Annotated in this window: 13 protein-coding genes; 5 read left to right on the top strand and 8 right to left on the bottom strand. The window is 66.7% G+C overall.

Annotated elements, in window-relative coordinates; all coding sequences use genetic code 11:
- The first annotated feature begins 135 nt into the window (after nucleotides 1-135).
- Genes ACWPM1_RS01480 through ACWPM1_RS01490 form a run of 3 tightly spaced genes read left to right on the top strand, consistent with a single transcriptional unit; the run spans nucleotide 136 to nucleotide 3,883 of the window.
- Nucleotides 136-627, top strand: a complete 492-nt coding sequence (locus ACWPM1_RS01480; RefSeq protein ID WP_455693073.1) for a Csu type fimbrial protein — start codon at nucleotides 136-138, stop codon at nucleotides 625-627.
- Nucleotides 628-645: 18 nt separating this feature from the next.
- On the top strand, nucleotides 646-1,434 hold the full coding sequence (locus ACWPM1_RS01485) for a fimbrial biogenesis chaperone (protein WP_455693074.1): 789 nt from the start codon (nucleotides 646-648) through the stop codon (nucleotides 1,432-1,434).
- Nucleotides 1,409-3,883: a fimbria/pilus outer membrane usher protein gene (locus tag ACWPM1_RS01490; RefSeq protein WP_455693075.1), complete on the top strand. Its 2,475-nt coding sequence runs from the start codon at nucleotides 1,409-1,411 to the stop codon at nucleotides 3,881-3,883. Before ACWPM1_RS01485 ends, ACWPM1_RS01490 begins: the two co-directional genes overlap by 26 nt.
- Before the next feature lie 18 nt (nucleotides 3,884-3,901).
- Here ACWPM1_RS01490 and ACWPM1_RS01495 read toward each other — a convergent pair whose 3' ends face one another.
- The gene (locus tag ACWPM1_RS01495) at nucleotides 3,902-4,489 is read right to left on the bottom strand and encodes a hypothetical protein (RefSeq protein ID WP_455693076.1); all 588 of its coding nucleotides are present in this window, start codon (nucleotides 4,487-4,489) and stop codon (nucleotides 3,902-3,904) included.
- Nucleotides 4,490-4,605: 116 nt separating this feature from the next.
- Complete coding sequence (locus ACWPM1_RS01500) at nucleotides 4,606-5,088, bottom strand: GAF domain-containing protein (RefSeq protein ID WP_455693077.1); 483 nt, start codon at nucleotides 5,086-5,088, stop codon at nucleotides 4,606-4,608.
- A 62-nt stretch (nucleotides 5,089-5,150) separates the two neighbouring features.
- Between ACWPM1_RS01500 and ACWPM1_RS01505 the strand changes: the two genes are divergently transcribed.
- Nucleotides 5,151-6,608 carry a PQQ-dependent sugar dehydrogenase gene (locus ACWPM1_RS01505; RefSeq protein ID WP_455693078.1) on the top strand — a complete coding sequence of 486 codons (1,458 nt, stop codon included), beginning with the start codon at nucleotides 5,151-5,153 and terminating at the stop codon, nucleotides 6,606-6,608.
- Here the strand turns inward: ACWPM1_RS01505 and ACWPM1_RS01510 are convergent, their stop codons facing one another.
- Together ACWPM1_RS01510 and ACWPM1_RS01515 are read right to left on the bottom strand one after the other, a co-directional pair.
- Nucleotides 6,609-7,421: an ATP-binding protein gene (locus ACWPM1_RS01510; RefSeq protein WP_455693079.1), complete on the bottom strand. Its 813-nt coding sequence runs from the start codon at nucleotides 7,419-7,421 to the stop codon at nucleotides 6,609-6,611.
- The gene (locus tag ACWPM1_RS01515) at nucleotides 7,418-9,148 is read right to left on the bottom strand and encodes an acyl-CoA dehydrogenase (RefSeq protein ID WP_455693080.1); all 1,731 of its coding nucleotides are present in this window, start codon (nucleotides 9,146-9,148) and stop codon (nucleotides 7,418-7,420) included. The genes ACWPM1_RS01510 and ACWPM1_RS01515 overlap by 4 nt, the downstream gene beginning before the upstream one ends.
- A 50-nt stretch (nucleotides 9,149-9,198) precedes the next feature.
- Here ACWPM1_RS01515 and ACWPM1_RS01520 point away from each other — a divergent pair, with 50 nt between their 5' ends.
- Complete coding sequence (locus ACWPM1_RS01520; protein ID WP_455693081.1) at nucleotides 9,199-10,140, top strand: L-threonylcarbamoyladenylate synthase; 942 nt, start codon at nucleotides 9,199-9,201, stop codon at nucleotides 10,138-10,140.
- On the opposite strand, the gene ACWPM1_RS01525 is transcribed toward ACWPM1_RS01520, so the two are convergent.
- From ACWPM1_RS01525 to ACWPM1_RS01540, 4 genes are all read right to left on the bottom strand, one after another.
- Nucleotides 10,137-10,463: a hypothetical protein gene (locus ACWPM1_RS01525; protein WP_455693082.1), complete on the bottom strand. Its 327-nt coding sequence runs from the start codon at nucleotides 10,461-10,463 to the stop codon at nucleotides 10,137-10,139. The genes ACWPM1_RS01520 and ACWPM1_RS01525 overlap by 4 nt on opposite strands.
- 93 nt (nucleotides 10,464-10,556) lie before the next feature.
- A complete protein-coding gene (locus ACWPM1_RS01530; RefSeq protein WP_455693083.1) occupies nucleotides 10,557-11,378 on the bottom strand; it encodes a head GIN domain-containing protein in 822 nt (273 codons plus the stop codon).
- Nucleotides 11,379-11,479: 101 nt separating this feature from the next.
- Nucleotides 11,480-12,217 carry a head GIN domain-containing protein gene (locus tag ACWPM1_RS01535; RefSeq protein ID WP_455693084.1) on the bottom strand — a complete coding sequence of 246 codons (738 nt, stop codon included), beginning with the start codon at nucleotides 12,215-12,217 and terminating at the stop codon, nucleotides 11,480-11,482.
- Between the two features lie 169 nt (nucleotides 12,218-12,386).
- Complete coding sequence (locus ACWPM1_RS01540; RefSeq protein WP_455693085.1) at nucleotides 12,387-12,920, bottom strand: CarD family transcriptional regulator; 534 nt, start codon at nucleotides 12,918-12,920, stop codon at nucleotides 12,387-12,389.
- Between the last annotated feature and the right edge of the window lie 126 nt (nucleotides 12,921-13,046).

Below are 13,046 nucleotides of genomic sequence, written 5' to 3' on the forward strand. Positions count from 1 at the left end.
GTGTTAACCATGTTAGGCTAAGTATTCCTACCGACGCACGGCGAGAAATCCGTGTAACCATTAGTGATTTTTCAACAGCTTTAGCCGATTAGAGCGATCGGCTCGCAAAGGCCAACGACCTTTTGGGGAAAGACCATGCGTAAGATTGCTCTCGTACTTGCTGCTACCGTCGCGGCAGCGGCTACTCCGGCCCTGGCCGGTACCGCCACCAACAACATGCCGGTGTCGGTCAACGTTCTCAACTCGTGCACCGTCGCCGCCACGCCGATGGCGTTCGGCTCGCCGACGGCGATCGGCGGTGTCGACATCGACACCACCTCGACCGTCTCGCTCGTGTGCACCAACGGCGCCAACTACGACGTCGCTCTCGACGCTGGCGCGAACGCTTCCGGCACGCAGCGCCGCATGTCGAACGGCGCGACAGTGCCCGTTTATGTCAACTACGGCATCTACAAGGATGCAGCCCGCTCCACGACCTGGGGCAGCGCAATTGGCGCCACGCAGGCTGGCAATGCAGGTACTAGCGGCCTCGTTTCGCTGACCGCCTACGGCCGTATTCCGTCGACCGCCGCTTCGGTCGGCGCCGGCAGCTACACCGATACCGTGACCGTCACTGTCACGTTCTAAGACCTACCGGAGACCAGAATGACCCGACCCGCGATTTCACTGCGCAAGGCCGCCTTGATCATTGCGGGCGGGTCGTTTCTGCTTGGTGCCACGGTTTCCACGGCACAAGCGGATGGGACCGAAGACGTGTCCGCCGCCCGGGCACAGGCGCTCACGGCGCCGATTCCCGTCGGCGGGGCCCGTCTCAATATCGCTCCTCTGCGGCTCGAGTTCGACGCCGGCAAGCAGGCTGCGACGGTTACTCTGACCAATACCTCGGGCCGCGACGTCGCGGTACAATCCCGACTGTTCGCCTGGAGCCAGGCGAACGGCGAGGACCAGTACGCGCCGAGCAACGCCCTTACCATCTCGCCGTCCATCATCTCGATCCCGCCGGGGGCGACCCAGGTCGTCCGGCTGCTCCGTAGCGGAGCCGCATCGCCCGGCGAAAAACGGTTCAGGCTGGCCGTTGACCAGCTGCCCGACCCCGCGTCGGCGCAGTCGGGCTCGGCCGAAGCCCGGCTGCGTTTCACCCTCCCCGTGTTCCTTGATCGCGACACCGCCGCGCCTGCCCGGCTCGAGTGGCTTTTGCGAGACGGAGAACTCGTGCTCTCCAATAGCGGAGACGCGACAGCCCGCGTGCTGCAAGTGGAGGTGACGAACGCGTCCGGGGGATCCGTCCCGGTGGAGCGCAATTCGCTGCGCTATGTCCAGGGCCGCTCCAACATCGCCTGGCCGATCGCGAACGCCTGTACCCTCGGAACGGTGTCGATCACCGCCCAGGTCGACGGGCAGACGGCCCATGGCAGCGCTACGCCGACCTGCTGACGGGATCCTTGCGCTCATCGCGGCCGCTACGGCGGTACTCGGCGGAACTCCCGCCGCGGCGCAATCGGACCCGTTCGCCCTGCCCAGGGGCCTGACCACGCAAAGCGTCCAGCCGAGCGACGGCCCCGGCTTGTCGGAAATCTCGGTTGATGGCGAAGTGATGAAGCGGCTGGTTCCGCTCGTTTGGCAGGGCAAAGTCCTCTCGATCGATGCCGAGGCGGCGCGGGCCGCAGGGCTGCCGGTCCCCGACTCGACCAGGGGCCTGGTCGCGCTAGATACCCTCACGCTCGCCCAGTGGAAGTTCGACGCGCTGCGCCAACGGCTCGAGGTGCAGCTCATGCGCCGGAGCGACAAGGGCAACTACATCGATCTGCATTCCGGTCCCGCGATGCACGGCGAAAGCACGGCTATTACCGCGTTCCGCATCGACTACGACATGAGCGGAACGGTGGCGCGCGGGCGGACCGCGGCCTCGGGCTATTTCGATGCCTCGCTCGTGCGCGGCAACTTCGCGCTCGGCGCAACGATGCAACTGGCAACGCGCCCTGCCGAGGGGGCGCGCGCGTTCACCCGGCTCGACACCACCGCGAGGGTCCAGCTCCAACGAGCCGGGATTACCGCTTCGGCGGGCGATTTCGTCTCGGCCGGCGGGCAGAGCCAGCGCGCCGTGCGCATGGGCGGCATCCAGATCGGCTCCGACTACTCGCTGCGGCCCGATCTCGTCACAATCCCGTTGCCGGCTTTCAGCGGCCAGGTGGCGGTGCCGACCGGCATCGACCTTATCAACGGCGACCAACGCTACAAGCTCGGCGACGTCGAGCCGGGCGAGTTCACCGTGCGCAACATTCCGGCGCAACTTGGCCGCGGCGAAGTTGCGGTCGTGACGCGCGACGCACTGGGGCGCGAGGTGATCCAAGCGGCCCGATTTTATGTCTCGCGCAACTTGTTGGCGCGAAACCTGAGCGAATTCGCGGTCAACGCCGGGTTCGTCCGACGAAGATACGGCACCGCGAGCCATGACTACGGTCCGCTCGCGGGTTCCGTCTTCTACCGGCGCGGAATGAGCTCCCAGTTCACCATGGAAGCCTCCGCAGAATGGACCGCGGGCCTGCTCAATGCAGGCGTCCGCGGCGATCTCGCGTTAGGCGGCCTGGCGCTGGTCACGGCTGAAGCGCGCTACAGCCGCGATGCCTCATCCGGTCGAACCGGCACTCTGCTCAACGTGGGCGTGGAATCGAGCGGGAGCCAACTTTCCGGACGGATCGGCGCAACTTTGCCGAGCGCCGGATACCGCGATGTGGCGACCCGGCTGGGCGATCCGCTGCCGCCGCGGCTCTACGTTGCGCAAATCGGCTTCGATTTGGGGAGCTTCAACCGGCTACAGTTGTCCGCCTCGCGCCAGGAAGCGCTTGTCGACCCCAGATTCCCTATTGGCGAGCGACGCACCGACGTCGTCAACGCTTCGTTCCGCATGCGGATCAACCGGGCGATGGATGTATTCAGCTCGGTGGGTTACCGGCGCGGCGATGTCAGCGGGAGCGGGTTTACCGCCTTCACCGGGCTATCGATCCAGCTCGGCAACGGCCGAAGTTCACAGATGACCGCAAGCAAGGGCACCAACTCCCCATTCTCGGGCTCGGCGAGCATGCGGCAGTACGATATCGAGGGCCAGCCCGTCGGTTATGCCTTCGAGCGGACGTTCGGCCAGAGCGGCCGAACCTCCGGCTCGCTGGCCTACCGGGCCGACTTCGCCCGTCTCGAGGGCGAAGTCGAGCGAGTCAACGGCACTTTTGCCGCCCGCGCCAACGCCCGCGGCACGCTCGTCATCGCCGGCGGGGGCCTGTTCGCCCGCAACCGCACCGGCGGCACGTACGCGCTGGTGCGAACCGGCAAAGTCGGCGCGGTCCCGATAATGCGCGAGAACCGCCCCGCCGGCGTGACGGGGAAGAACGGGCTGCTGCTGGTCGAGAACATCCCGCCGCAAGTAGCGATCGGTTTCGACGTCGATGCAGACAAGCTACCGTTCGACGCGCTCGCACGCGACGTGAAGAAGCGTATCGTGATCTCGCGCGGATCGGTCGGCCTTGTGTCGCTCGACGTGATCCGCTTCGTGCCCCGGCAGGTGCGGGTGGTCGATACGGCGGGCAAGCCGCTCGCGGCCGGGCTGCTCGCCCGCGCGGAGCCATCCGGCGAGATGACCATGATCGGCTTCGACGGGATCGTCGAGGTGAACGCAGGGGGTGGGGACCGGCGGCTGGTGATCGATACCGGCGATGGCCAGTGCGCGGTGAACGTGGCGGGAGTGAACCTGGAGTCGGACCAGCCCCCGCCCCTCAATTGCGAACCGCAAGCGGCTGCGCCGGTGGGCGAAGCTGCGTCACGGCAGATTATCGCCGATAGTGCCCCCGGCCGCACCACGAAGAGAAAACGCCTCGCCACCCGCCAATAGCGGGGGGCAACAGCCTTCTCAGCGGCCGCCCCGCAGCTTGATGCGCTTGTCGGGAGCGGGCGCGTACTCGACCTGGCGCTCAGCATGCGAGCGCGCCGGGGCAGGCCCTGGCACCCATTCCTCGGTAACCGTTTCGCGGACTACAGCGCGCTGGGGTACAGCGACCAGTACCGGGACATAGGCGACCGAGGCATAGCCATTGCCATATGGCAGATAACCCTGGCCAGGGAACGGGTGCACGCCTTCCCCCGGATGGGGATGTGAATTGGGATAAGCATATCCCGGACCGGGCACATACATCGTCGGCGGGGCGGCGGCATAGACGGGCGGGGCGGACATCAAGCCAGGGTGCGCCGGGTGCGCCGAGTGCATCACGGGCGAGCCCTGTGGCAACGGGGGCAGCGGCGGCAGCGGCGGGGCGGGCGCCATGGCCGGCGCAGCCAGAGGCGGGACCGGCGGGGGCGCGACAACCACCTCCCCGTCGTAGATCACTTCGGCGTCGGGTTCGGCCGGATCCTCGTACGGCAATTGCTGGGCGCTGGCCGAGGTGGCGCAGGCCAACACGGGGACGGCTGCAACGAGGGCAATGAAGCGGCGTACGGACATGCTGAGTTTCCCTTGGTCGCCCGACAGTTAACTCGAGTCGTGCGTTAAGGGAAAATTTAGCATCACACGGCGCCGGCGCCCACGACTCGCCGGGCGGCTGTCCCGGAATGGGCCGCTCAGATACGCGTGGCGAGCAACGCGGCGAGCGCCTCGATGCCGGCGGCGTCGTCCCCGTCGAAACGCGCGAGCAGCGGGCTGTCGAGATCGATCACCGCGATTGGCTTTGCGTCCCGCATGACCGGCACGACGAGTTCGCTGCGGCTCGCCGCGTCGCAGGCGATGTGGCCGGGGAAAGCGTGAACGTCCTCCACCAGTTGCGTTTCGCCGCTGGCCGCCGCTTCACCGCAAACTCCCCGGCCGAAAGGGATGCGGATGCAGGCCGGCCGGCCCGCGAAAGGCCCGAGCACCAGCTCGCCGCCGAGAGCGCGGTAAAATCCGGCCCAGTTGAGGTCAGGCACGAACTCCCACATCAGGGCGGCGACGTTGGCCATGTTGGCGACGCCGTCGGGTTCGCCGGCGGTCAGTGCATCGCTGGCTGCGACAAGCTGCCGGTAAAGCTCAGGCTTCCCCAAGCTGGGGTCGTTACGGAAATCGTACATGGTTCGGGATGTAGCGATGCGCGCCGTTGCCGCAAGCACGGCGCTGGCGTATCGCAGCCGCCATGAGCACACGCCGCAAAATCCTCATCGCCGCCCTCCTCGTGATCGTGCTGATCGGCGGAGCGGTTGCCTATCTCCTGACCCCCGACAAGGCGCGGCAGCCGATCGGCACCTTGAGCGGCGCGGACCCCACGTTGCTGCGCCCGCGCGCCGAGACCTTCCCCACGGTGGGCATCGCGGAGCCGGTCGGCTGGAAACCCGGTGAAGCGCCGGTCGCCGCACAAGGGCTCGAAGTCACCCGCTTTGCCGAAGGACTCGATCATCCGCGTACGATGTACGTGATGCCTGGTGGGGACGTGCTGGTCGCGCTCACCAATGGCCCGCCCAACCGCGGGCCTGGTGGGCTAGAGGGCTTTGTCATGAAGCTGTTGTTCAAGAAGGCCGGCGCGGCGGTACCCTCGGCAAACAAGATCGCTCTCCTGCGCGACACCGACGGAGATGGTCGGGCGGACCAAAAGGCGGTGCTCTCACACCCGGCGCTCTCCTCGCCCTCCGGCATCGCATACAAGGACGGCACGCTTTACGTCGCCAACCACGATGCGCTGCTCGCCTTCCCGTATCAAGAAGGGGCAACTTCTCTCACCGGCACGCCGAAGAAACTGATGGACCTTCCGCCGGCGGGCAACCACTGGATGCGCAACATCGTTCTCTCGCCCGACGGCAAGCACATCTACGTCGCGGTCGGTTCCGCCTCGAACATCGCCGAGCGCGGGCTCGAAGTCGAGCAGGGCCGCGCGGCGATCTGGGACTACAATCTCGAGACCGGGCGCCAGCGCCAGTTCGCTGCGGGCCTGCGCAATCCCAACGGTCTCGCCTTCAGCCCGTGGAGCGGCGAACTGTGGACGGTGGTCAACGAGCGCGACATGCTCGGTTCGGACCTTGTGCCCGATTACCTCACCAACGTGCCGATCGGCGCGCAATACGGCTGGCCGTGGGTCTGGTGGCGCAACAATTTTGACGAGCGCGTCGATCATCCGACGCCCGAGGGCTTCAATCCTGACTATATCCGCATTCCGGAGTATGCCCTGGGCCCGCACACGGCACCGCTCGGCCTCGCCTTCACCGACGGATCGACGCTGGGCAGCGAGTTCGGCACCGGCGCGGTGATCGCCCGCCACGGTTCGTGGAACCGCGAACCCAAGTCCGGCTACGACGTGGTCTACGTCGCGTTCGATGCACGCGGCAAACCGACCGGAAAGCCGGTGCCGGTCCTGACCGGATTTCTTTCCGAGAACGGCGAGACCACCCGCGGCCGGCCCACCTGGGTCGCTTTCGCCAAGGACGGCGCCTTGCTGGTGACCGACGACACTGCTGGCATCGTCTGGCGGGTCACCGCTCCGGGCGCGGCCCCCTCGCCGGCGATCGAGCGGATCACCGGAGCCAGGCTCCCGCCGCAGCGCGAGCTGCGCGGTTCCGGCGCCACGTTCGACGAGGATTATGCGCGGGAACGGCCGCAGTAGCTAGAGCACGCGACCGGCCCGGCCGGCGAGTTCGGTGACGAACTGCCAGGCGGTGCGGCCCGAACGGGCACCGCGCCGCTTAGCCCATTCGAGCGCCTCAGCGTCCTCCCACGCTAGCCCCAGCGGCTCGGCATAGGCCGCCACGATCGCAAGGTATTCGTCCTGGCTGGCCGCATGGAAGCCGATGGACAGACCGAATCGGTCGGCAAGGGCCTGCAGGTCTTCGAGCGCATCGCGGGGGTTCACCGGATCGTCCTGCTCGGACAAGTGACGCGGTACGATCGCCCGCCGGTTGCTGGTGACCGCGAGGCGCACGTTTGGGGGTCGGGCCTCGACACCGCCCTCGAGCCACGAGCGCAAATGGCGCGGGCCGACGGTGTCGCCCTCCGCGAACCCGAGATCGTCGAGATAGACGAGGAAGTTGCGCGGCACGGTGCCCAGGACCACGAAGAGGGCCGGCAAAGTCGATAGTGCGTCGGCCGTGATCTGAACCAGCGCAAGCGAGCCTTGTCCCTGCGCGGCGACAGTCGAGGCGCGTACGAGCGCGCTCTTGCCCATCCCGCGCGCGCCCCACAGCAACATGTCGTGCGCGGCGCTGCCGGCGGCGAGGCGCGCGACGTTTTGCGTTACCGAGTCTTTCTGCCGGTCGATCCCCCTCAGCTGGTCGAGGAGTGGTGCGTCGATCCGCTCGATGGCCCGGCCCTTCTCGCCGTCCCAGACATAGGCGGGGGTGGCCAGCCAGTCGGCCTTGAGGGCGGCGACGGGCGCCAGTCGCTCGAGCGCCGCGGCAATGCGCTCGAGCGGGTCGCTCATGCCGAGAGCGCCGCAGCCGGCAGTTCGTAGAACAAGCTTGCCCCGCTTCGGGCGGAGGCGGCGAGACCGAGCGCCTCGGGCACGACGTGGTCGAGGAAGTAACGCGCGGTCACCGGCTTGCTCCTTGCCAGGGTCGGGGCGGCGCCGTTCGCCACCGCCTCGGCCTGGCGCGACAGCTGCCATCCCGCCACGGCGACCGCGCTCATCGCGGTGAACGGAACGCTCCCGGCAAGCTTGTCGTCGAGCGATGCCTCCTCGCGCATCCAGCGGGCGGTCTCGCGGCATGTTTCGGCGAGTTCCCGCAGCCTGCCCGCGCCGTCGCGGGCGATGTCGGCGAACAGCGCATCCAGCGCCTCGCCGCTTTCCAGCCCGAGCTTGCGGGTGACGAGATCGGCTGCCTGGATCCCGTTGGTGCCTTCGTAGATCGGCGCGATGCGGGCATCGCGGTAGTGCTGAGCGGCGCCGGTCTCCTCGACGAACCCCATCCCGCCATGGACCTGCACGCCGAGGCTCGCGACTTCGACACCGACATCGGTGCCCCAGGCCTTGAGCATCGGCACCAGGCATTCGCCGCGCGCCGCCGCCCTGGCATCGCCGAGCGTGCCGCGGTCGACCTGCCCGGCGGTGTAGTAGAGCAGCGCGCGGGCGCCTTCGGTCAGCGCCTTCATCCGCAGCAGCATGCGCCGCACGTCCGGGTGCTCGACGATCGCGACCGGGTTCTTGTCGGGTGAGCCGGCCCGGGCCGACTGCACTCGGTCGCTGGCGTAGGCGACCGCCGCCTGGGTCGCTCGCTCGCCGATCTGCACGCCTTGGTTGCCGACGTTGATCCGCGCGTTGTTCATCATCGTGAACATCGCCGCGAGCCCACGGTGCGGCGGGCCGACCAGTTCGCCGATGCATTCATTATTGTCGCCGTAACTCATCACGCAGGTGGGCGAGGCATGAATGCCGAGCTTGTGCTCCAGGCTGACTGCGCGGAGGTCGTTGCGCGGGCCGAGCGAGCCATCATTCCGCACCAGGTACTTCGGGACTACGAACAGGGAGATGCCTCGGCTGCCTTGAGGTGCATCGGGCAGGCGGGCCAGCACCAGGTGGATCACGTTGTCGGCGAGTTCATGGTCGCCCCAGGTGATGAAGATCTTGGTTCCCGCCATGCGATACTTGCCGGCGTGCTCGCCGCTTTCGATTGGGGTCGCGGTCGAGCGTAGCGCGCCGAGGTCGCTGCCCGCTTGCGGTTCGGTCAGGTTCATGGTCCCCGACCACTCACCGCTGATCATCTTGGGCAGGTAAAGCGCCTTCTGCGCTTCCGATCCGTGCTGTTCGAGGGCGTCGATCGCGCCGGTGGTGAGCATCGGCAGCAGGTTGAAGGCGAAGTTGGCTGTGCCGAGATTCTCGAGCACGTTGCAGCCTAATGCCAACGGCAGACCTTGCCCGCCATGTTCGGCCGGTGCTGCGATAGCGTTCCAGCCCTGCTCGACATAGTGATCGTACGCTTCATTGAAGCCCGTCGGCAGCCGCACCACGCCGTTCTCCAGCCTGGCGCCCTCGAGATCGCCGATCCGGTTGAGCGGGGCCCACTCGCGCGCGGCGAAGGCCCCGATCCCCTCGACGATCGCGCTTACCATGTCCGGCTCCGCAGCCGCGAAGCGTTCGGACCGCGCGAGCTCGCCGATGCCGGCGCAGACCTCCAACGCCAGCAGTTGGTCGGCGGTGGCGGGGCGGTACATGAGCGCGCTTCTCCTTGGCAGGGCTTGCGAGGGGCTTATAGCGCGCGCCCATGACCGACAAGCGCGCTACGGAACGGCTGACCGGGGACGTCGCGGGAGTCGCGCGCGCGGCCGCGCTGCTCGAATCGGGCGCTTTGGTCGCGCTACCGACCGAGACGGTCTACGGTCTCGCGGCTCGCGCCGACCGCGCCGAAAGCGTGGCGGCGATCTATCGGGCCAAAGGGCGGCCCGACTTCAACCCGCTAATCGTCCATGTGCTCGACGCCACGGCAGCCGCCCGATTGGCGATAATGGACGAGCGTGCGCGGCTTCTTGCGGACCGTTTCTGGCCGGGGCCGCTGACGTTGGTCCTTCCGCAGCTCGAAGGGGCGGAGATAGCGCCGGCAGTCACGGCAGGGCTGCCGTCGATCGCCCTGCGCTGCCCTGGCCACCCGGTCATGCGCGCAGTCCTTGAGGCGAACGGTCTCTCGCTTGCTGCGCCCTCGGCTAACCGCAGCGGCAGCGTCAGTCCGACTTCTGCGGATCATGTCGTTTCTGGGCTCGGCGGGCGCATCGACGCGGTGCTCGATGGCGGGGTTTGCCCGGAGGGGCTGGAATCGACGATCGTCGCCTTGCGCACGGAGGGCTGGCAGTTGCTGCGCGAAGGGCCCATCGCGCGTGAAACGATCGTGTCGCTGATGGGGGAACCACTGCCGGTCGTGGCGTCGAAGATCGAGGCGCCCGGGCAGCTCGCGCAACACTATTCGCCCGGCAAGCCAGTGCGGCTCGAAGCTTACACCGCAACTCTCGCTGAGTTTTTCGTCGGCTTCGGTTCTGTCCGGGGAGACTGCACGCTGTCGTCGTCAGGAGACCTCCACGAAGCAGCCTCGCGGTTATACGAGTGCCTTCACCAGGCCGCCGCCTCCGACAAGCCTCGCGTCGCGGTGGCACCAGTCCCTAACCGCGGAGTCGGGCGCGCAATCAACGATCGCTTGCGCCGGTCCGCCGCTTAGTTTGAGCCCGGCTCGACCGGGACCGACGGCATCAAAGCGTGCATTTCGGCATTGACCGAGGACGCCTCGTCGCAAGCGCGGCGATCGCCGTCGATGCATTGCTTCTGTAGCTTGAAAAGCTTCCGCTCGAGCTGCGCCAGGCGTTCCTCGCGTTTGCGAATCTCACGTCCCCGCTTCTCGTCGGCTTCGGACTGACTCGTGGTCGCGAGATCGACGCCCTTTGAAACGGCCCTGACCGGCGCCGTTGCGACATCGAATGCGGTCTTGACGAGACAGCCCGAAAGGGCAAGCGCCACGAAGGGAAGCAGAACCAGGCCGCGCATCGTACAATCCTTTTAGCGGGTCCCGGCGCAGCACTGCCTGTCCGACACCCCGATGCGCGGCCCTATAACCGGCCGGTGTTGCGGCGCGATGAATTATTCCGGCGTCTCGGGCGCTCGCGGGGCAGCCGGAGGCATGGGCGGGGTCGGCGGTGCCTCGCCCGCCGCCGACTGAGCGGTGGAGGTTCCGGCGCTGCAATTGAGCCGGCCGGAGCCCATCGATTTGATCGTACACTTGGCTTCACCGGTCACGGTCACATTGCCCGAACCCATCACCGTCGCCTTGACGGTGCCGTCGGAAGCGAAACTCGCGTCGCCAGAACCGGCGATCGTCACATCTGCGTTTTCGGTGTTTAGGCCGACCATGTCTGCGCTGCCGGACCCGGCAACCGTCAGCTCAAGCGAGGGGACCTTTCCCGAGGCGCGGTAAGTTCCTGAGCCGGCGATAGTAACTTCGAGTTCGCTCGCATCGACGTCGGTGGTGGTCGCCGTGCCGGTGCCGGCGATGGTCACCTCGGCTTTGCCCGACAATCCGGATGCTTCCAGGTTGCCGGAGCCGGCGAGAACGATTTTCTCGAGGGTCGGCAGGGTCACCGCCACCCGGGCTTTGCCCTTTGGCTTCGCCGCATCCTTCTTACGCGAGACCCCGAGGGTATCGTCGTTGAGCGTGAAGCGAAGCGCGGCCACGGCCTCGGGGTCGCCGCTCACCTCGATCTTCAGTTCGCTGCCGTTAGTCACGACCACGGAATCTGGCCCGGCCAGCACGATCCCCGTCGGCGACTTGCCTTCGGTCTCGAGCTCAGCCAGCGGCACACCCTTCTCGCCGTTAATCGATACGTCCGCGTCGCATGCGCTCGTTGAAAGGGCGATGGCGAGAGCGGCTACTGGCGCGAGCCCCTTGAGTATCCGATGCAGCATGGGTTTCCTCCTAGCTTGCGTATTACTGATATAATACAGCTAGGCGGTTAGTGCAACCGGGCTGGTGACCGCTTCGTCGGCTGCGGTTGCGCGTTCGTCGTTCAGGTCGAGCAAGTCAAGGTGCCGGAACCGACACGGCTCCAGCGAGTGCAATCGGCGTTGCCGCGCACCGCGACGCTGCCGCTGCCGACGATCGCCGCCGTGACCTTGCCGTCGGAGCGAAAAGCCATCGAGCCGGACCCCGCGACAGAGGCTTCCGCCGAATCGACGGTCAGGTCGGCGGCCCTCAGCTCGCCGCTCCCGGCTATCGCCAACTTGGCGCTCTCGCTCCGTCCGCTCATCGCGAGGTCGCCCGATCCGGAGATCGCGGCGTCGAGGGTGTCGGCCGACACCCGCTCGATCGAGAGTACGCCCGATCCGGCTACGGTCGCGGAAACCTTCTTTCCGGTCAGTCGGTCGATTGCGAGCGAGCCGGACCCGCCAATTGTCGCGCGGTGCAGCGAAGGTGCGATTACGTAGATCTTGGCAGGCTTGAGGTCGCCGTGCCCACCTGATTTGCGGCCGATCGTAAGCTGCCCGTCACGGATGATGAAGCGAATGCGCGCAAGGGTGCGCGGATCGCCCTCCGCGCGAACCTGCCAGCGCTCCCCGGTGGTGAAGCGGACGTTGTCTGGGCCCACTGCCTTGATGGCGATGAAGGGCGGCGTGGCCGACCAGCTTGTGTCGACCGGCGTGCCGCCATCGAGCGAACTCCCCTGCTCGGGGCGCCCGGCGCTTACCGGCGTTGCGAGCAAAAGGCCGGTGCCGATTGCGGCGGCCATGATGGAGATTAAACGCATGATCTTCCTCACTTCGGATCGGCTGTGATTTTCGCATCGCCGACGGAAAGAGTCCATGTCGCTCGTCGACAGGTGTAGACGCTCGTCCCGACCGCATGGGGGCTTGATAGACGAAAACGGGCGCATCCCTTGCGAGGGACGCGCCCGTCAATTCCTCCTCGCGGAAGCGTCAGGCGGTTTCGTTATTCTCGTAGTACTGCGGCGCATGCTCGCGCAGAACGCCGAGGATTTTCTGCAGCGCGGTCGGTTCATCGGTCTTTTCCATCGCCGCAAGCTCGCGCGCGAGGCGGCTCGATGCCGCTTCGAAAATCTGCCGTTCGGAATAGGATTGCTCGGGTTGGTCTTCCGGGCGGAACAAGTCGCGAGTCACCTCGGCAATCGACACGAGATCGCCCGAGTTGATCTTCGCTTCGTATTCCTGCGCCCGGCGGCTCCACATCGTGCGCTTGACCTTGGGCTTGCCGGTAAGAGTCTGCATCGCTTCCTTGAGCGTCTTGTCGCTCGACAGCTTGCGCATGCCGATCGATTCGATCTTGTTCATCGGGACGCGAAGCGTCATCCGCTCCTTCTCGAAGCGCAGGACATAAAGCTCGAGCTGCATGCCGGCGATTTCCTCGCGCTGCAGTTCGATCACACGGCCGACGCCGTGCTTGGGGTAAACCACGTAATCGCCGACGTCGAAAGCAGGGGCCTGGGAAGCCATCAATTGTCCTTTCGTGAGGCATGGCGAAGCAAGAACGTCAGGACTATCGACGACCGAGCCGGAAGCCGGTCGAAGAACTTCGCCTGTCGTATTTGCTGGTGTGCCGCGCCTTTCTGACCGTTCGCA

It is taken from the genome of Tsuneonella sp. HG249 (genome assembly GCF_053819205.1).